The sequence below is a fragment of the Acidovorax sp. SUPP1855 genome (assembly GCF_030158955.1).
GTDB lineage: Bacteria > Pseudomonadota > Gammaproteobacteria > Burkholderiales > Burkholderiaceae_C > Paracidovorax.
In genome coordinates this window covers 57157-75499 of record NZ_BQXI01000018.1, presented here as the reverse complement: position 1 = coordinate 75499, position 18343 = coordinate 57157, and the positions used below count along the sequence as shown (strand labels likewise).

The 18343-nt window shown below is 67.5% G+C and carries 16 protein-coding genes; 11 read left to right on the top strand and 5 right to left on the bottom strand.

The window, feature by feature from the left end; all coding sequences use genetic code 11:
* Positions 1 to 7 precede the first annotated feature (7 nt).
* Entirely contained in the window at positions 8 to 1315 is a 1308-nt protein-coding gene (locus tag AVMA1855_RS16325) for a glycoside hydrolase family 18 protein (RefSeq protein ID WP_284426518.1), read from the top strand.
* A 248-nt stretch (positions 1316 to 1563) separates the two neighbouring features.
* Positions 1564 to 2877, top strand: coding sequence for a tetratricopeptide repeat protein (locus AVMA1855_RS16320; protein WP_284426517.1), 1314 nt, complete (start codon positions 1564 to 1566; stop codon positions 2875 to 2877).
* A gap of 77 nt (positions 2878 to 2954) precedes the next feature.
* On the opposite strand, the gene AVMA1855_RS16315 is transcribed toward AVMA1855_RS16320, so the two are convergent.
* The 4 genes from AVMA1855_RS16315 to AVMA1855_RS16300 all read right to left on the bottom strand — a co-directional run bounded on the left by AVMA1855_RS16315 (position 2955) and on the right by AVMA1855_RS16300 (position 6551).
* Positions 2955 to 4238, bottom strand: coding sequence for a TRAP transporter large permease (locus tag AVMA1855_RS16315; RefSeq protein ID WP_272564644.1), 1284 nt, complete (start codon positions 4236 to 4238; stop codon positions 2955 to 2957).
* A gap of 20 nt (positions 4239 to 4258) precedes the next feature.
* On the bottom strand, positions 4259 to 4774 hold the full coding sequence (locus AVMA1855_RS16310; RefSeq protein WP_284426516.1) for a TRAP transporter small permease: 516 nt from the start codon (positions 4772 to 4774) through the stop codon (positions 4259 to 4261).
* A 119-nt stretch (positions 4775 to 4893) separates the two neighbouring features.
* Positions 4894 to 5877: a TRAP transporter substrate-binding protein gene (locus tag AVMA1855_RS16305; RefSeq protein ID WP_272564647.1), complete on the bottom strand. Its 984-nt coding sequence runs from the start codon at positions 5875 to 5877 to the stop codon at positions 4894 to 4896.
* Between the two features lie 116 nt (positions 5878 to 5993).
* On the bottom strand, positions 5994 to 6551 hold the full coding sequence (locus tag AVMA1855_RS16300; protein WP_284395223.1) for an HNH endonuclease: 558 nt from the start codon (positions 6549 to 6551) through the stop codon (positions 5994 to 5996).
* A gap of 166 nt (positions 6552 to 6717) precedes the next feature.
* Here AVMA1855_RS16300 and AVMA1855_RS16295 point away from each other — a divergent pair, with 166 nt between their 5' ends.
* From AVMA1855_RS16295 to lspA, 3 genes are all read left to right on the top strand, one after another.
* Complete coding sequence (locus AVMA1855_RS16295) at positions 6718 to 7758, top strand: bifunctional riboflavin kinase/FAD synthetase (protein ID WP_284426515.1); 1041 nt, start codon at positions 6718 to 6720, stop codon at positions 7756 to 7758.
* 109 nt (positions 7759 to 7867) lie between these two features.
* Entirely contained in the window at positions 7868 to 10741 is a 2874-nt protein-coding gene (ileS, locus tag AVMA1855_RS16290; protein WP_284426514.1) for an isoleucine--tRNA ligase, read from the top strand.
* Positions 10741 to 11250, top strand: coding sequence for a signal peptidase II (lspA, locus tag AVMA1855_RS16285; RefSeq protein ID WP_272564652.1), 510 nt, complete (start codon positions 10741 to 10743; stop codon positions 11248 to 11250). Before ileS ends, lspA begins: the two co-directional genes overlap by 1 nt.
* Positions 11251 to 11304: 54 nt before the next feature.
* On the opposite strand, the gene AVMA1855_RS16280 is transcribed toward lspA, so the two are convergent.
* Entirely contained in the window at positions 11305 to 12249 is a 945-nt protein-coding gene (locus tag AVMA1855_RS16280) for a hypothetical protein (RefSeq protein ID WP_284426513.1), read from the bottom strand.
* A 479-nt stretch (positions 12250 to 12728) separates the two neighbouring features.
* On the opposite strand from AVMA1855_RS16280, the gene AVMA1855_RS16275 reads away from it, so the two are divergent.
* The 6 genes from AVMA1855_RS16275 to AVMA1855_RS16245 all read left to right on the top strand — a co-directional run bounded on the left by AVMA1855_RS16275 (position 12729) and on the right by AVMA1855_RS16245 (position 18329).
* On the top strand, positions 12729 to 13721 hold the full coding sequence (locus tag AVMA1855_RS16275; RefSeq protein WP_284426512.1) for a LacI family DNA-binding transcriptional regulator: 993 nt from the start codon (positions 12729 to 12731) through the stop codon (positions 13719 to 13721).
* A 67-nt stretch (positions 13722 to 13788) separates the two neighbouring features.
* Positions 13789 to 14802 carry an ABC transporter substrate-binding protein gene (locus AVMA1855_RS16270; protein WP_284426511.1) on the top strand — a complete coding sequence of 338 codons (1014 nt, stop codon included), beginning with the start codon at positions 13789 to 13791 and terminating at the stop codon, positions 14800 to 14802.
* 4 nt (positions 14803 to 14806) lie between these two features.
* On the top strand, positions 14807 to 15625 hold the full coding sequence (locus AVMA1855_RS16265; protein WP_284426510.1) for an ABC transporter permease: 819 nt from the start codon (positions 14807 to 14809) through the stop codon (positions 15623 to 15625).
* A gap of 13 nt (positions 15626 to 15638) precedes the next feature.
* Positions 15639 to 16436, top strand: a complete 798-nt coding sequence (locus AVMA1855_RS16260; protein WP_284426509.1) for an ABC transporter permease — start codon at positions 15639 to 15641, stop codon at positions 16434 to 16436.
* Positions 16426 to 17490 carry an ABC transporter ATP-binding protein gene (locus AVMA1855_RS26640; protein WP_349817117.1) on the top strand — a complete coding sequence of 355 codons (1065 nt, stop codon included), beginning with the start codon at positions 16426 to 16428 and terminating at the stop codon, positions 17488 to 17490. Before AVMA1855_RS16260 ends, AVMA1855_RS26640 begins: the two co-directional genes overlap by 11 nt.
* 5 nt (positions 17491 to 17495) lie before the next feature.
* Positions 17496 to 18329: a phosphodiesterase gene (locus AVMA1855_RS16245; RefSeq protein ID WP_284426508.1), complete on the top strand. Its 834-nt coding sequence runs from the start codon at positions 17496 to 17498 to the stop codon at positions 18327 to 18329.
* The last annotated feature ends 14 nt before the right edge of the window (positions 18330 to 18343 follow it).

Here is an 18343-nt window from a genome sequence, read left to right as displayed (position 1 = left end):
TCCCGCCATGCGCACCTTGATCCGACAGATTGCCGCCATCCCCCTGATGGCCCTCGTGGCCACCAGCGCCTGGAGCCACGGACCGGGCCACGGCCCTGGCGGGGGCAGCGGCGCCCCACCGCGCGAAGTCGTCGGCTACTTCACCTCGTGGGGCATCTACGCGCGCAACTTCAAGGTCAAGGACCTGGTCGCCCAGGGCGGCGTTCCGGCGGTAACCACCATCAACTACGCGTTCGGCAACGCGCAGCCTGCGCAGGCCGGCGGCACCGGCCCGGTGGTCTGCCAGCTGGGCGATGCCTACGCCGACGTGGAGCGCGCCTGGGCCGCCGAAGAGAGCGTGGACGGCCAGGCGGTCGATGCCAGCCAGCCGCTGCGCGGCAACTTCCAGCAGTTGCTCGCACTCAAGCGCGCCTACCCCGGAACCAAGGTCCTGATCGCGCTGGGTGGCTGGAACGGGTCGAAATGGTTCTCCGACGCCGCGCTCACCGCCGAATCCCGCAGCGCGCTGGTCACCTCCTGCATCGACCTGTTCATCAAGGGCCGGACCGACGGCAGCACCGCGGGCAACGGGCCGGCCGCCGGCGTGTTCGACGGCATCGACATCGACTGGGAATACCCGGCGGCAGAAGGCGCCGAGGGCAACACCGTGCGGCCCGAAGACACCCGCAACTTCACGCTGCTGCTGCAGGAGTTCCGCCGCCAGCTCGATGCGATCGATCCGCAGCTGCGCCTGACCATCGCCGCGCCGGCCGGCCCGCAGACCGCCGCCAAGATCGCACTGGCCGAGGTGGCCCGGTCGCTCGACTTCATCAACGTGATGGCGTATGACCTGCACGGCGCCTGGGAAAGCACCACCAACCACCAGGCCGCGCTCGCGCCGAACCCGAACGACCCGGCCCGTACGCAGAAACTCTCGGTGGTCGAGACCGTGGGCCGATACCTGCAGGCGGGCGTGCCAGCGCACAAGATCGTCGTCGGGGCGCCGCTGTATTCGCGCGGCTGGACGGGCGTGACCAACGCCCAGCGCGGCCTGTACCAGCCGGCCACGGGCATTCCCGCCGGCACGTACGAGGCGGGCATCGAGGACTACCAGACCCTCCAGGCCAAGCCGGGCTTCACCCGCTACTGGGATGCCCACGCACGCTCGGCCTGGCTGTTCGACGGCACCACATTCTGGACCTTCGACGATGCGCAGACCCTGCGCGAGAAGGCGCGTTTCGTGAAGCTGGCCCGCCTGCGCGGCATGATGTTCTGGGAGCTGTCGGGCGACGGCGGCGAGCTGGTGCGCGCCGTGGGCGACGAACTCTCGCGCTGACCGATCACTGATCGATCATCAGGGCTCAGAGGCCGCTGACACCCATCGGGTATTAGCGGTCTTTTCATGCCAGCGTCAGGAAGGTTGGAGATATGCACGCGGCACCTGCTCGGCGCGACACCAGCCACGTCACGACACCCTCGCAGCAGCGCGGCAAATTCCCCGAAGGACGTATAGCGAATCCGGGATAATTCACGCAATCCCGAAGGCGCCGAGCACTGCGCCCCCCTATTTGCCCCCCTCCAGACATGAGCGCAACACCTCTCGCAGATCCCAATCGTAAACACCTTGAAACAGCCAGGACGCAAATTCTCGCGGGCGAGTTGCAAAAAGCCGCGCTCACGCTGAACAAGGCTCAGAAGCAATCCCCCAACGACCCCCGCGTTTTCATGCTGGCAGGCCTGATGGCGGAAAAAGCCGGCAACCTGCCCAGGGCATTCGAGGCGCTGCGCCACGCCGTAGCCATCTCTCCGGAATGGGCGCCTGGCCTGCTGGAACTGGCGATGCTGCTGGCTCGCCAGAACCAGTTCGAGGAAGCGCTGAGTACGGCGGAGAAGGTAGCCCAGCTCGAACCAACGAACTTGGTAGCGCTGGCCGGCGTGATTGACATAGCACACCGTGCGGGTCACTTGGACATGGCGATCCGCCACCTGCGTCGGGGGTTACAACTCGTGCCGGGGGATCCGCAACTGCGCCGCCTGCTAGCGCGCGATCTCAGCAGCCAGGGTGCGCATGGCGAATCCATCGAAATGTGGAGCGGCTTGATCGACGAGAACGCCGCTGACACCGAGTCGCTGCTGGGCCGCGTGAATGCCCACATTGCCGCCGGCACGCCTGGTCGAGCGATTGCCGACACGACCACGCTGCTGGAACTGGCCCCTGGCGACTCGGTCTATGCCTACTACGCCGCGCTGGCCCATGGCGTGACGCCAAAGCACCAGCCACCGGAGCTGAACCGCGGCCTCTTTGACAGCCTGGCCGATATGTACGACCAGCACATGGTGCGCGGCCTGCGCTACCAGCTGCCCAAGCGCGTGGCGGACAAGATCCTCGAACGCTTTCCGGACAAGAAGCTCAACCTGCTGGACCTGGGCTGCGGCACGGGCCTGCTTGGCGTGTGCCTGGGCCGGCTGGACGGCTTTTTGATCGGCGTGGACATCTCGATGAAGATGATCGAGCAGGCCGGCCGCCACAACGTGTACGACCGCTTCCACCACGTCAACCTGCTCGACGCCCTGCAGGAAACGCCCGACGCCATCTACGACGTGCTGGCCGCGCTGGACGTGTTCATCTACACCGGCGACCTGACCGAGACCGTTCCCAACGCCCTGCGCATCCTGGTGCCCCAGGGCGAGCTGATCTTCTCGTGCGAGACCTCGGACGAAGCGGGCCCGGACATGGTGCTGCAGTCCAGCGGCCGCTACGCCCACAAGCGCAGCCACGTGGTGGCGCTGTGCAAGGCGGCGGGCTTCGAAACCGTGGAAGTGGAAGACACCGTGCTGCGCTACGAGAACAACGCGCCCGTGCAGGGCTTCATCGTCACGGCGCGCAAGGCGGTCTGACGGCGGGGCGCCCACGGCGCCCCCCAAAGAAAAAGCGCGGCCGTTGCCGCGCTTTTTTCATGCCCTCGTGCGCGGGGTCAGAACCCCAGCGCGTGAGGCAGCCAGGTCGAGATGGCCGGCACGAAAGTCAGCAGGATCAGCACCGCCAGGTGCGCCAGCAGGAAGGGCGGCAGCTCCCGCGTGAGGGCCGCCAGCGGCACCTTGGTGGCCACCGAGGTCACGAACAGCAGCCCGCCCACGGGCGGTGTGATCATGCCCAGGGTGAGGTTGACGATCACCACCATCGCGAAGTGGATCGGATCGATGCCCAGCGCCGCCGAAATGGGCGCCAGGATCGGCACGAGGATCATCACGCCCGGCAGTGGCTCCATGAAGATGCCGAACAGCAGCAGCAGGATGTTCACCGCGATCAGGAAGGTGACGGGCGACAGGTTCCACCCCACGATGGTCTCCGCCAGTTGCTGGGGAATGCCTTCGATCGTCAGCACCCAGGCGAACGCGGCCGACGCCGCCACCACCAGCAGCACCGATGCGGTCAGCAAGGCCGAGCGCGCGGCGATGTGGGGCAGCGCCTTCCACTCCAGCGTGCGGTAGATCCATTTGCCGCAAATGAGCGCATAGAACACCGCCACCACCGACGCCTCGGTGGGCGTGAAGATCCCGAAGCGGATGCCCACCAGGATCAGCACGACCAGCATCAACGCCGGGATGGCGCGAATGCTGTTGGACAGCATCTCCGCGCGGCTCGGCCGCGGCTCGCGCGATCGGTAATCTCGGCGCACGCACACGCGCCAGTTGACGAGCGCCATGGCCGCGGCGATCAGCAGCCCGGGCGCGAAGCCGGCGATGAAGAGCGCCCCCACAGACACCTGCTCGTCCTGCAGCGCATAGATGATCATGATGATCGAGGGCGGAATGATGGGGCCCACGATGGCCGTGCTGGCGGTGAGTGCCGCCGCGTAGGCACGCGAATACCCGGCCTTGTCCATCATCTTCACCATCATGGAGCCGGGCCCCGCCGCATCGGCCAGGGCCGAGCCCGAGATGCCCGAGAACAGCGTGAGTGACAGGATGTTGGCATGCCCCAGCCCGCCGCGCAGGTGGCCCACGAACTGCGCCGCGAAGCGCAGCAGCACCACGGTGAGCGCGCCGCCGGACATGATCTCGGCCGCGAGGATGAAGAACGGCACCGCCATCAGCGGGAAGCTGTCGATGCCGGTGAACATCTCCTTGAACACGATCAGCTGCGGATAGCGCCCGCCCACGAACACCGCGATCGCGGCCGACATGGCCAGCGCGAATGCGACGGGAAAGCCCAGTGCCATCAGGACGATGGCGGAAACGAAGAGGGTGATGGCCATGGGTCAGGTCATTGGGAACATCACAGCGACGCGGCGGACTCGGCGTCCATCTCGTCGGACTCAACATAGCGCCCATCCCGTACATAGCCCCGGGCCATGAACAGCAGGTGCACGAACAGCAGCAGGAAGCCCACCGGCATCGCCGAATAGATCCAGGCGAACGCGATGTCGGTGGCCGGCGTGGTCTGGAACCGCGTGGCCCACACGTACTGCACCGAGAACCACGCCATCACCAGGAAGAACACGCCCAGCCCCGCCACGATCAGTCCGCGCAGCCAGCGCGCGCCAGTCTGCCCCAGCGTGTGGTGCAGGTTGTCGATGGCCACGTGCCCGCCGAAACGCAGCACCAGTCCGGCCCCGAGGAACGTGCCCCAGATCATCAGGTGCCGGGCCACCTCCTCCGCCCAGACGATGGAATCGCCCGTGGTGTAGCGCAGCACTACGTTGGCGAAGACGATGCAGGCCATGGACAGCAGCAGGATGATGAGCAGCCAGCGGTTACAGGCCACCAGCGCGCGCTCGAATCGGTTCAGCATGGGAGGGAGGGCACCTGCCGGCGCCAATCTGTCGGTCGATCGATCAAAACGGAAAAGCCCGGCCAGGCCGGGCAGAGAAAAAGCGCACGCCGGACAGGCTCCGGCCGCGCCGGCCACCATCACTTCGTGCCGGTGATCTGGTCCAGCGTCTTCTGGCCGAACTTGGTGGCGTATTGCTTGTAGGCGGGCTCCAGGGCCTTCTGGAAGGCCGACTTGTCGACCGACTCCACGACCTGCATGCCGGCCGCCTTGACGTCTGCCAGGCCCTTTTGCTCCACGTCGTCCACGAACTTGCGCGAGGCCGCCGCACCCGCCTTGGCACCCTGGGTGAAGCTGGCCTTCTGCGCATCGCTGAGGCTCGACCAGAGGTTGGGCGACACGATCAGCGCCATGGGCGCATAGACGTGGCCGGTCAGCGAGAGGTATTTCTGCACCTGCGGCAGCTTGGCGGAAACGATCACCGACATCGGGTTCTCCTGCCCATCGATCGTGCCCTGCTGCAGCGCACCGATCACTTCGGGCCAGGACATGGGCGTGGGCGAGGCGCCCAGCGTGCGGAAGGCAGTGATGTGCACGGGGTTCTCGGTCACGCGGATCTTGAGGCCCTTGAGGTCTGCCGGCGTGCTCACCGGATGCTTGTTATTGGTCAGGTGGCGAAAGCCCTGCTCGCCCCAGGCCAGGGCGATCAGGCCCCGGCCCTTGAACTTGCCCAGCAGGTCCTGGCCGAACGGGCCGTCCAGCACCGCGCGGGCATGGGCCGTGTCGCGGAAAAGAAATGGAATGTCCACCACGCCCACGTCGGGTACGAAGTTGCTCAGTGCGCCGGTGGAGACGATCACCGCCTCCACGGTGCCCAGCTGCAGGCCTTCGATCAGCTCGCGCTCGCCACCCAGGGCGCTGGAGGGGAACTGCTTGAACTTGAAGGCGCCGTTGGTGCCTTTCTCGACCGTGTCGGCCCAGGCCTGGGCGGCCGCGCCGTAGTGCGAGTTGATCGCCAGCGCATAGCCGACCTTGATTTCCTTGGCCTGCTGGGCGAACACGGGAAGGATGGGCAAGCCGGCAACGGCGGCGGCCAGCAACAGGCGGCGGGAAGCAATGCGCATGGAAACGGTCCGATCTGAGCCCCCAGGGGGCGTTGTGACAAAGGAGGCAGGATTATTCCCGCAGCCCCGGCCCCCGGCCCTCGGGGAAAGTACCTGCGCAGGCGCTTTTTTTTCGATCAGTCCAGCAGGCGGGACGATTTGGGCACGTGCGCCATCAAAAACTCCATCTGGTCCGCCAGGATGCGGCGGTTGCGCAGGATGAAGTCCTCCCACAGGCTGGGCACGTAGGGCGCATAGAGCAGCGGCATGTGCGCCTGCTCGGGCGTGCGCGGGCCCTTGCGGTGGTTGCAGGGGCGGCAGGCCGTGACCACGTTCATCCAGTGGTCCACGCCCTGGCGCGCATAGGGCACGATGTGCTCGCGCGTGAGGTCTTCTTCGTGGAAGTGCCCGCCGCAATACGCGCAGACGTTGCGGTCGCGGGCGAAGAGCTTGCCGTTGGTCAGGCTGGGCTTGAGGTTGAACGGGTTGATGGACGGCACGCCCTTGGTGCCGATGATGCTGTTGACACCGATGACCGACTGCTCGCCCGTCACGGCATTGTGGCCGCCGCGGAACCGGGCGATCTGCGCGCCAGATTCCCAGCGCACCTCGCCCGCGGCATAGTGAATGACCGCCTGTTCCAGCGAAATCCACGATTGGGGCAGCCCCTGGGCCGACAACTTCAAGACCTTCACAACTCGCCTCCTGGAACAACGATGCACACAAGGATTCGGAACGCTGATGTCTCACGGGCGGCGTGCCAAGGCCTGCCTGTGGCTCACAATATACTCCGTTCATGACAAATTGGCGTCCAGCGCTTGATACACCTGCGCACGGCGCTATCAAAAGTAAAGCACTCCGATGAAGATCTTTCGAGGCTTCCATCACCCCGACATTGCATCGGCCTGCGCCCTCACCATCGGCAATTTCGACGGCGTGCACCGTGGCCACCAGGCCATGCTGGCGCTGCTGAACAACGAGGCGGCCCACCGCGGCGTGCCCAGCTGCGTGCTGACGTTCGAGCCCCACCCGCGCGACTATTTCGCCGGCGCCCGCCAGCGCCCCGAACTGGCCCCCGCCCGCATCGGCACCCTGCGCGACAAGCTGGACGAACTGCGCCGCTGCGGCGTGCAGCAGACCGTGGTGCTGCCCTTCAACGAACGGCTGGCCAGCCAGCCGCCGCAGGCGTTCATCGAGGACGTGCTGGTGCGCGGCCTGGGCGCGCGCTACGTGCTGGTGGGCGACGATTTCCGCTTCGGCGCGCAGCGCGCGGGCGACTACGCCATGCTGGACGGCGCCGGACGCCGCCAGGGCTTCGAGGTGGCCCGCATGAACAGCTACGAGGTGCATGGCCTGCGGGTATCGAGCTCGGCCGTGCGCGAGGCCCTGGCCGCCGGCCGCATGGAAGACGCCGCGCGGCTGCTGGGCCGGCCCTATGCCATCTCGGGCCACGTGGTGCACGGGCGCAAGCTCGGCCGTGAGCTGGGCGCCAGCCGCGAGGGCGCCGGCGACGGCTTTCGCACGCTCAACCTGCGCTTTGCCCACTGGAAGCCCGCTGCGGGCGGCATCTTCGTGGTGCGGGTGCACGGCCTGGCCGCCGAGCCCCTGCCGGGCGTGGCCAACCTGGGCGTGCGCCCATCGCTCGATCCCCGGGACGTGAACGGCGGCCGCGTGCTGCTGGAGACCCACTGCCTGGACTGGCCCCGCGATCTGGGGGCCGAAGGGGCGTACGGTAAAATCGCCCGCGTGGAACTCCTGCACAAACTGCACGACGAGCTGAAATACGACAGCTTCGACGCCCTCACCCGCGGCATCGCCAGGGACTGCGATGACGCGCGGGCGTATTTCTCCGCCTCCACGCACGCCGAGACCCGTCGCCAGACCACGCGCGACCGAATTTGACGGTCCCCGTGCCGCAGCGCAGCCCTGCGGCCCCGTCCGCCCCCTGATCTTCTTTCTCTTCCTGCGTTCCAGGCCATGGCCCGGAACGGCCCGCTCCTTAGGTCTTGCCATGTCCGAGAACACGAACGCCTCCCCCACCCCTTCCACCGGCACGGACTACCGCGCCACGCTCAACCTGCCCGACACCGCCTTCCCGATGCGCGGCGACCTGCCCAAGCGCGAGCCGGGCTGGGTGAAGGAATGGGACGAAAAAGGCATCTACAAGAAGCTGCGCGACGCCCGCTGCGGCGCACCGAAGTTCATCCTGCACGACGGCCCGCCCTACGCCAACGGCCAGATCCACATGGGCCATGCGGTGAACAAGATCCTGAAGGACATGATCACCAAGGCGCGCCAGCTCGAAGGCTTCGACGCGCTGTACGTGCCTGGCTGGGATTGCCACGGCCTGCCGATCGAGAACGCCATCGAGAAAAAGCACGGCCGCAACCTGAGCCGCGACGACATGCAGGCCAAGAGCCGCGCCTATGCCACCGAGCAGATCGCCCAGCAGATGGGCGACTTCCAGCGCCTGGGCGTACTGGGTGAATGGGACAACCCCTACAAGACGATGAACTTCGCCAACGAAGCGGGCGAAATCCGGGCGTTCAAGCGCGTGATGGAGCGCGGCTTCGTGTACCGGGGCCTGAAGCCCGTGTACTGGTGCTTCGACTGCGGCTCATCCCTGGCCGAGTTCGAGATCGAGTACCAGGACAAGAAGAGCACCACGCTGGACGTGGCCTTCAAGGCGCACGAGCCCGCGAAGCTGGCCGCCGCCTTCGGATTGAGCGCTTTGCAGAAAGATGCCTTCGTGGTGATCTGGACCACCACCGCCTGGACCATCCCCGCCAACCAGGCGCTGAACCTGAACCCCGAAATCACCTATGCACTGGTGGACACCGAGCGTGGCCTGCTGGTGCTGGCCGAATCGCTGGTGGAAGACTGCATGGCCCGCTACGGCCTCACCGGCCAGGTGCTCGCCACGGCGCTGGGCGAAAAGCTCGGCGGGCTGGAGTTCGAACACCCGCTCTACGACGTGAAAAGCGAAGACGGCAGCCATGGCTACCGGCGCCTGTCGCCCGTGTACCTGGCCGACTACGCCACGGCCGACGACGGCACCGGCATCGTGCACTCCTCTCCCGCCTACGGCCTGGAGGATTTCAACTCCTGCCGCGCGCACGGTCTGGCGCTGGACGACATCCTGAACCCCGTGCAGGGCAACGGCACCTACGCGGCCGACTTCCCCCTGTTCGGCGGCCAGCACATCTGGAAGGCCGTGCCGGTCGTCATCGAGGCGCTGCGCAACGCTGGCCGCCTGATGGCCACCAAGGACATCACCCACAGCTACCCGCACTGCTGGCGCCACAAGACCCCGGTGATCTACCGAGCCGCCGCGCAATGGTTCATCCGCATGGACGAAGGCGAAGGCGTGTTCACGAAGGACAAGGCGCCCAAGACCCTGCGCCAGACGGCGCTGGAAGCCATCGAGCACACCAGTTTCTACCCCGAGAACGGCAAGGCCCGCCTGCACGACATGATCGCCAACCGGCCCGACTGGTGCATCTCGCGCCAGCGCAGCTGGGGCGTGCCGATCCCGTTCTTCCTGCACAAGGACTCGGGCGAGCTGCATCCGCGCACCATGGAGATCATGGACCAGGCGGCCGATATCGTCGAGAAGGGCGGCATCGAGGCCTGGAGCCGTGTGACGCCCGAAGACATCCTGGGCGCCGAGGACGCCGGCTGCTACACCAAGAGCACCGACATCCTGGAGGTGTGGTTCGACTCCGGTTCCACCTTCTTCCACGTGCTGCGCGGCACGCACCCGAACGTGCACCACGACACCGGCCCCGAGGCCGACCTGTACCTCGAAGGCCACGACCAGCACCGCGGCTGGTTCCACAGCTCGCTGCTGCTGGCGAGCGCGCTGGAGGGCCGCGCGCCCTACAAGGGCCTGCTGACCCACGGCTTCACCGTGGACAGCCAGGGCCGCAAGATGAGCAAGTCGCTGGGCAACGGCATCGATCCGCAGGAGATCAACAAGAAACTCGGCGCCGAGATCATCCGCCTGTGGGTGGCCGCCAGCGACTACTCGGGCGACATCGCGGGCGACGACAAGATCCTGGCGCGCGTGGTGGACGCCTACCGCCGCATCCGCAACACGCTGCGCTTCCTGCTGGCCAACGTGAGCGACTTCGATCCGAAGGCCGACGCCGTGCCGTTCGACCAGATGCTGGAGATCGACCGCTATGCGCTCACGCGGGCCGCCGAATTCCAGGCCGAAGTGCTGGCCCACTACCAGGTGTACGAGTTCCATCCCGTGGTGGCCAAGCTGCAGCTGTACTGCTCGGAAGACCTGGGCGGCTTCTACCTCGACGTGCTCAAGGACCGCCTGTACACCACGGCGCCCAAGAGCCTGGCACGCCGCAGCGCCCAGACCGCGCTCTACCAGATCACGCACGCCATGCTGCGCTGGATGGCGCCCTTCCTTTCGTTCACGGCGGAAGAGGCGTGGAAGGTGTTCGGCACGTCCGAATCGATCTTCCTGGAAACCTATGGCGCCATCGCGGGCGCCGACGAAGGGCTGCTGGCCAAGTGGGCCCGCCTGCGCGCCATCCGCGATGCGGTGAACAAGGAAATCGAGGCGCTGCGCGCGGCCGGCCAGGTGGGCTCGTCGCTGCAGGCCACCGTCACCCTGACCGCCGCCCCCGAAGACCACGCGCTGCTCGCCAGCCTGGGCGACGACCTGAAGTTCGTCTTCATCACGTCCGCGATCGAACTGGTGGCGGGCGATGCGCTGCGGATCAGCGTGCAGGCCAGTACCGACACCAAGTGCGAGCGTTGCTGGCACTACCGCAGCGATGTGGGCCAGGACCCGGCCCACCCGACGCTGTGCGGCCGCTGCACCAGCAACCTGTATGGCGCCGGCGAAGCGCGGGAGCACGCGTGATGGCCCGCAGCAGCTATTCGTCTTCATCCTCCGCGGGCGGCAAGATGTGGCCCTGGCTCGTCTGGGCACTGCTGATCCTGATCGCAGACCAGTTCACCAAGACGTTGATCCTGGGCTACTACCGGCTGGGCGATGCCACCTACATCACCGGCTTCTTCAACATCGTGCGTGCGCACAACACGGGCGCGGCGTTCTCCTTCCTGGCGGATGCGGGCGGCTGGCAGCGCTGGGTGTTCACGGGCATCGGCGTGGCGGCCACGCTGTTCATCGTGTGGCAGTTGCGCGCCCATCCCGGGCAAAAGCTGTTTTGCTTCGCGCTGTCCAGCATCCTGGGCGGCGCCGTGGGCAACGTGGTGGACCGCATGATGCACGGCTACGTGGTGGACTTTCTGGACTTCCACGCGCGGGGCTGGCACTTTCCGGCCTTCAACCTGGCGGACTCGGCCATCACGGTGGGAGCGGCCTGCCTGATCCTGGATGAACTGCTGCGGGTGAAGCGCTCGTCCTGAAGACCGGGCGCCGACAGCGCGCCCTGCCCGGCAACACGCTGGCTGCGGCAAGCGTCAGGCGCCTTTGTCACGCAGCCGTCTGGCGGCATCCAGCAACCCGGGCACTTCCTGCGTTGCGCTTCGTATGCCTGCGCCGACGTCCATCTGCCGCGCGACGCCCACGGCCAGCACCTCATTGAGCAGAGCGCGCTGGGTCCGCCGAAGGTTGGGATTCAAGGCACGCACTTCAGAAGGAACGCGGGCCTTGGCAACATCGACGGGGGCCTGTAGCTTGAGTTGCACTCGCCGCTCGAACCCCCGGCCCACCACCGCCATGGAAGGAAAGACCGTGTGTGGCGCGTAGCGCATCGTGGGTCCAACCTCGCGCAAGCCCTGGTCGAAGCGGGCCAGCAGAGATGGCGAGTTCCCGGTCAAAGCCGTCTCCATTTCAGCCCTGTCTTTCAAGCCCGAGGCATGGCCGTGCTCCAGGCTCAGGGTGAAGTCGCCGGCATCACCTGCCCATTGGCTGTCTGCAGAAAAGACTGCGGGTCCGCGAAGCCAAGGGTCCAATACCATGTGGTAATCCGGCCCCCGCCCGTCCCTCAGCTCTGCCCAGTCGTGGTCGATCCACTGCGACTTCACGAGGTAAATGAACTCCCCCTTGTCGGTGCCTGAGCTGGCTTCTTTCAACAGAGGGACATGCAGCATGATGGTCAAGGCAGCGAACTCTGCACAATTGCCGGCCTGGGCCAGAATTCCTCCGGCAGCGTAGGCCACAACTCGCGGCAGGCCGTGCTCCACCAGCATGTTCTTCACAAGCCGGCCCGCTTCGACCCTCCTGGAGCTTTCGTGACCGAATCGCGCAATGTCGTCTTTGACGTTGCCGCGACCGCTCGGCAACAGCGCTCGGACCTGCTCGACCGTGGCGGTGGCGTTGCGCAGGCGCGTAAGGTCAGGCCCTTCCACATGCCGGCCATCGATGGCCCGTGCCATGACATAGCCGCGCAACTGCCGGTCCACTGCGGGGGACAGGGTTTGGCGGGGGCGAAGCAGGCCTTCTATTACGGCGATACCGGCGGCTTTACGCGAATGCAGTCCGTGGACAGCTACCGCGCACCCGCAGGCGGAGTCTCGACCAGTGGAAGGGGGTCCGACACCTGGACTGGGGGCCAGCGCGGCAGGCGGACGGCCCCGGGATGAAAGCGGTGACACCATAAGTCGGCTCCTCGATTCTGGCGCCCGGTTTGAAAGGGACAGGCCGCAGGCGCCGGACAAGGGCATGCGTCCTTCGACCATCCGAGTCCGCCTCATGCCGAACTGGAACACACAGGTTAAGCACGACATCGCCCTGCGTCCATGCGGGCCGCGAAGACACCCGTTGGCGGACGAACCCTCGGACTTTGCTCCCACCGCGCGCGACTGTCATCACGCCGTCACGCCGCCCCATTCCAATGCCATGAAATCGATTACATGGCCTTTTGCAGCCCCATCCCATTCCCATGACCATCCAGGACGTCGCCCGCGAAGCCGGGGTTTCGGTCGCCACCGTGTCCCGCGCGTTCAATCTGCCGGACAAGGTCACCCCCGCCACGCGCGACCTCGTGCTCGGCGTGGCCGAGCGCCTGGGCTACGCGCCCAACGCCAGTGCCCGCACCCTGCGCACGCAGCGCAGCCGCGTCATCGGGGTGGTGTTGCCCACGCTGCTCAATCCCGTGTTCGCGGAATGCCTCGAAAGCATCGCGCGCGCCGCGGCGCTGGCGGGCTATGCCATCCTGCCATTCACCACCGACTACGTGATCGCCCAGGAAGAGCGCGCCGTGAATCTGCTGCTGGCAGGCGACGTGGACGGCATGATCCTCGTGGTCTCGCAGCCCGAGTCCTCCACGGCGCTCGCACGCCTGGCGGCATCCGCCCTGCCCTACGTGCTGGCCTACAACCGGCACCCCGGCCACCCCTGCGTCTCGGTGGACAGCGAAGGCGCCGTGGCCGACCTGGTGGCACGGCTGGTGGCCCTGGGGCACCGGCGCATCGCCATGGTGAGCGGCCAGTTGGCCGCATCGGACCGCGCACAGCAGCGCTGCCGCGGCTTTCGACGCGGCATGGCCGCTGCCGGGCTGACGCAGGCGCCGGTGGTCGAAGTGCCGTTCGTGGAAACCGCGGTGGAGGACGTGGCGCAGTGGCTGCGCGGGGCCGAGCGCCCGACCGCCCTGGTCTGCTCCAACGACCTGATTGCGATCCGCTGCCTGCGGGCCGCCCACCAGGCGGGCCTCGCCGTGCCGCGCGATCTCAGCGTGGTGGGCTTCGACGGCATCGCGCTGGGGCAGGACCTGACCCCCGTGCTGAGCACCGTGGCCCAGCCCAATGCGGACATCGGCCGCTGCAGCGTGGAGCTGCTGATCCAGGCCATGGCCGCCGATGCGCCGCTGACGCCACAGGCCAGCCTGACGCTGCCCCATCGCTTCCGTGCCGGCGAATCCTGCGCAGGCGCCTGACCGACAGATCCCGCAACCCACTCCCCCAACCCATCCCTTCCTTCGTTCTGCTTTTCTGGAGCCCTCGATGAAACACACCTTGCAAACCCTGATCCGCACCACCGTGCTGGCCTTCGGCCTGGCCTCCGGCGCCGCCGCGATGGCGCAAACCGCCATTTGCTACAACTGCCCGCCCGAATGGGCCGACTGGGGCAGCCAGCTCAAGGCCATCAAGGCCCGCACGGGCGTGACCGTGCCGCCGGACAACAAGAACTCCGGCCAGGCCCTCGCCCAGATGGTGGCCGAGCGCGCAAGCCCCGTGGCCGACGTGACCTACCTCGGCGTGACGTTCGCCATCCAGGCTCAGAAAGACGGCGTGGTGGGCACCTACCAGCCCGCCGGCTGGAAGGACATTCCGGAAGGCCTCAAGGACCCGGCGGGCCACTGGTTCACCATCCACTCGGGCACGCTCGGCTTCATGGTGAACGTCGATGCGCTCAAGGGCAAGCCGGTGCCGCAATCGTGGGCCGACCTGCTCAAGCCCGACTACAAGGGCCTGATCGGCTACCTCGATCCGGCCTCGGCCTTCGTGGGCTATGTGGGCGCGGTGGCGGTCAACCAGGCGCGCGGCGGCTCCATGGACAACTTCGCCCCCGGCATCGATTACTTCAAGGCACTGCAGAAGAACGAGCCCATCGTGCCCAAGCAGACGGCCTACGCCCGCGTGCTGTCGGGCGAAATCGCGATCTTGCTGGACTACGATTTCAACGCCTACCGCGCCAAGTACAAGGACCAGGCCAACGTGCAGTTCGTCATCCCTGCGGAAGGCACCGTGGTCGTGCCTTACGTGATGAGCCTGGTGGCCAATGCCCCGCATGCGGCAGAGGCCAGGAAGGTGCTGGACTTCGTTCTGTCCGACGAAGGCCAGGCGCTCTGGGCCAACGCCTACCTGCGCCCGGTGCGCGCCAACGCCATGCCCAAGGAGGTGCAGGCCCGCTTCCTGCCGTCCAGCGACTACGCGCGCGCCAAGACCGTGGACTACGGCCGCATGGCGGCTGCGCAGAAGGCGTTCTCCGATCGCTATCTGAAGGAAGTGCAGTAACGCCATGGGCCACGGTGGTTCCGCTCCGTCGCGCCCGGTGCTGCTAGCGTGCGCCGCGCCTGCCGTGGCGTTCTTCGCGGCGTTCTGGCTGCTGCCCGTCGCCCTGCTGCTGGCCCTGCCGGCGGCCAAGGGCTGGGACACTTACTTCGCGGTGCTGACCCATGCGCGCTATCTGCAGAGCCTGCTGCAGACGCTGGGACTGTCGCTCGCCGTCACGCTGGCCACGCTGATGCTGGGTGCGCTGGTAGGCATCACGCTGGCGCGCCAGCGCTTTCATGGCCGTGCGCTGCTGCTGTCGCTGCTGACGCTGCCGCTGTCGTTCCCCGGCGTGATCGTGGGCTTTTTCATGATCCTGCTGGGCGGGCGGCAGGGGCTGGTGGCCGACCTGTCGGAGGCGCTGGGCGCCGGCCGCACCACGTTCGCCTATGGGCTCACCGGCCTGTTCCTGGCGTATCTGTATTTCTCGCTGCCGCGGGCCATCGCCACCTACACGGCGGCGGCCGGCAGCATGGATGCGCAGTTGGAAGAAGCGGCCCGCTCCCTGGGTGCCTCGCGCTGGCGCGTGGCGCGCGATGTGTGGGTGCCCGAACTGGCGCCCACGACGCTGGCCTGCGGCGCGATCGTCTTCGCCACGGCCATGGGCGCGTTCGGCACGGCGTTCACGCTGTCGGCCAAGTTCGAGGTGCTGCCCATCACCATCTACAACGAGTTCACCAACTATGCCAACTTCGCGCTGGCCGCCAGCCTGTCGATCACGCTCGGGCTGATCACCTGGCTGGCGCTGTGGGTGTCGCGCCGCGTGTCCGGCACCACCGCTTTCTGAAGGAGCCGAAACCATGCGAAACGCAAGACAGGCACCGGCACTGCTGATGGCGCTGACCGCCCTGGTCGCGCTGTTCATGATCGCGCCCATCGCCCTCTCGGTGGTGGCCGGGCTGGTCAACAACTACAGCGTGGGCCTGAAAAGCGGGCTCACGCTGCGCTGGCTGGGCGAGGTGTGGGAGAACTACGGCGGCACGGTGGGCTGGTCCCTGGTGCTCGCGCTGCTGTGCGTGCTGGGCAACCTGTTGCTGGGCGTGCCCTGCGCCTATGCCCTGGCGCGCAGCCGCTCCCGCTGGGCCCGGCTGTTCGAAGAACTGCTCACCCTGCCCGTCGCCGTGCCGGGCCTGGCCAGCGCGCTGGCGCTCATCCTCGCCTACGGGCAGCTTTCGGGCTTTCGCCAGAGCTTCGCCTTCATCCTGGTGGGGCACATGGTGTTCACGCTGCCCTTCATGGTGCGCACCGTGGGATCGGCATTCCAGAAGCACGAATTGCGCTCGCTCGAAGAGGCCGCGCGCTCGCTGGGCGCCAGCTTCGCGCAGCGCTTTCTGGGCGTGCTGGTGCCGGCCGTGCTGCCGGCCATCGTGGCGGGCAGCCTGATGGTGTTCACGCTCTCGGTGGGCGAATTCAATCTCACCTGGATGCTGCACACCCCGCTCACCCGCACGCTGCCCGTGGGGCTGGCCGACAGCTATGCATCGATGCGCATCGAGATCGGCTCGGCCTACACGCTGGTCTTTCTGATCGTCATTCTTCCCGTGCTGTGGGGCCTGCAGGCCATCGGCACCTTCATCGAGAAACACCATGGAACTTGAACGCACGCGCGTGGACGTGGTCCAGTGCGCCAAAACCTATGCCGACGGCACCCGCGGCCTGCAGCCCACCGACCTGACCGTGGAGCCCGGCGAGGTGATGGCGCTGCTCGGACCGTCGGGCTGCGGCAAGACCACGCTGCTGCGCCTGATCGCCGGGCTGGAGGCCCCCGATGCGGGCAGCCGCATCGCTTTCGGAAACACCGACGTGACCCACATGCCGATCGAGCAGCGCGGCGTGGGCATGGTGTTCCAGCACTACGCGCTCTTTCCGCAAATGACGGTGGAGTCCAACATCGGCTATGGCCTCAAGATCCGCGGCGTGGCCGAAAGCGAGCGCCGCCGCACCGTGGGCGAACTCGTCGATCTGGTGCGCCTGGGCGGCCTGGAGAAAAAACGCCCGGCCGAACTCTCGGGCGGCCAGCGCCAGCGGGTGGCCCTGGCCCGCGCCGTGGCCGCGCGCCCGCGCGTGCTGCTGCTGGACGAGCCGCTCACCGCGTTGGATGCCAAGCTCAAGGAATCGCTGCGCGACGAACTGGCCGACCTGCTGCGCCGCCTGCACATCACGGCGATCCACGTCACCCACGACCAGCAGGAAGCCCTGGCCATTGCCGACCGCCTGGCCGTGATGCATGCCGGCCGCATCGTGCAAGTGGGCGACGGCGAGGCGCTCTACCGCACGCCCAGCCACCCGTTCGTGGCCACGTTCCTGGGCCGGGTGAACCGCATCGTGCCGGCCGTGGACCCCAGCGCAGCGCGGGGACTGCCGCACCTCACGGCGCTGCAGGTCTGCGACGCCCTTTCGGCTTCGGCCGACGCTCTGCTTGTGCGCCCCGAGGACGTCGAGGTGGGCCCGACCCTGCCCGACTGGGGCAGCGCCGCCGTGACGCGCCGCAGTTTCCTGGGCGACCGCGTGCAGCTCACGCTGGCCGTTTCGGGGCATGCGCCCCTCCTGGCCGATGTGCACCGCGACCATCCCGCGCGCGAGGGCGAGCGGGTAGGCTTTCGGATCGCCACGCACCGCCTGCTGTCCGTCACCGAAAGCCTCAGCGCATGACCCGCATGAACACCACCACCCTGCTCCTGCAGCTCTCCGACCTGCACATCCGCGAGCCCGGCCGGCTGGCCTATGGCCGGCTGGACACCGCTCCCTACCTGCGCCAGGCCGTGGACACTGTGCTGCGCATGCCGCAGCGCCCGGATGCCGTCGTGGTCACCGGCGACCTGACCGACTTCGGCCGGCCGGCGGAATACGACCACCTGCGCGAACTGCTGGCGCCGCTCGGGGCCATGCCGCTCTACCTGCTGCCCGGCAACCACGACGACCGCGAGCAACTGCGCGCCAGCTTTCCCGAGCACGCCTACCTGGGCGAAGAAGGCTTCGTGCAATACAGCGTGCCAGTGGGTGGGCTGCAGCTCATCGCGCTCGATACCGTGGTGCCCGGCGCCAGCGAAGGCGGCCTGTGCGAGGCACGGCTCGCCTGGCTGGAGCGCCAACTGGAAGCGCACCGCGGCAGGCCCGTGGTGATCGCCATGCACCACCCGCCGTTTCGCACGCTCATCGGCCACATGGACGCCATCGGCCTGCTGGAAGGCGCCGAAGCGCTGGAGGACATCGTGGCGCGGCACGCCAACGTGGAGCGGGTGGTCTGCGGCCACCTGCACCGCGCCATCCAGGTGCGCTTCGGCGGCACGCTGGCAGCGACCGTGCCATCGCCCGCGCACCAGGTGTGCCTGGACCTGGCGCCCGACGCCGCCTCGGCCTGGACGCTGGAGCCGCCGGGCTTTGCGGTGCATGCGCTGCCGCAGGACGGGCGGCTGGTCAGCCACATCGCGGCCAGCGGGACATATCCCGGGCCGTATCCGTTCCATGAGGCGGGGCAACTCATCGATTGAGGATCTCGTCCATC

Bases quoted from the DNA above. Each gene is read 5' to 3' on its own strand.
- AVMA1855_RS16325 (WP_284426518.1), top strand. From the start codon at position 8: ATGCGCACCTTGATCCGACAGATTGCCGCCATCCCCCTGATGGCCCTC.
- AVMA1855_RS16320 (WP_284426517.1), top strand. From the start codon at position 1,564: ATGAGCGCAACACCTCTCGCAGATCCCAATCGTAAACACCTTGAAACA.
- AVMA1855_RS16315 (WP_272564644.1), bottom strand. From the start codon at position 4,238: ATGGCCATCACCCTCTTCGTTTCCGCCATCGTCCTGATGGCACTGGGC.
- AVMA1855_RS16310 (WP_284426516.1), bottom strand. From the start codon at position 4,774: ATGCTGAACCGATTCGAGCGCGCGCTGGTGGCCTGTAACCGCTGGCTG.
- AVMA1855_RS16305 (WP_272564647.1), bottom strand. From the start codon at position 5,877: ATGCGCATTGCTTCCCGCCGCCTGTTGCTGGCCGCCGCCGTTGCCGGC.
- AVMA1855_RS16295 (WP_284426515.1), top strand. From the start codon at position 6,718: ATGAAGATCTTTCGAGGCTTCCATCACCCCGACATTGCATCGGCCTGC.
- ileS (WP_284426514.1), top strand. From the start codon at position 7,868: ATGTCCGAGAACACGAACGCCTCCCCCACCCCTTCCACCGGCACGGAC.
- lspA (WP_272564652.1), top strand. From the start codon at position 10,741: ATGGCCCGCAGCAGCTATTCGTCTTCATCCTCCGCGGGCGGCAAGATG.
- AVMA1855_RS16275 (WP_284426512.1), top strand. From the start codon at position 12,729: ATGACCATCCAGGACGTCGCCCGCGAAGCCGGGGTTTCGGTCGCCACC.
- AVMA1855_RS16270 (WP_284426511.1), top strand. From the start codon at position 13,789: ATGAAACACACCTTGCAAACCCTGATCCGCACCACCGTGCTGGCCTTC.
- AVMA1855_RS16265 (WP_284426510.1), top strand. From the start codon at position 14,807: ATGGGCCACGGTGGTTCCGCTCCGTCGCGCCCGGTGCTGCTAGCGTGC.
- AVMA1855_RS16260 (WP_284426509.1), top strand. From the start codon at position 15,639: ATGCGAAACGCAAGACAGGCACCGGCACTGCTGATGGCGCTGACCGCC.
- AVMA1855_RS26640 (WP_349817117.1), top strand. From the start codon at position 16,426: ATGGAACTTGAACGCACGCGCGTGGACGTGGTCCAGTGCGCCAAAACC.
- AVMA1855_RS16245 (WP_284426508.1), top strand. From the start codon at position 17,496: ATGAACACCACCACCCTGCTCCTGCAGCTCTCCGACCTGCACATCCGC.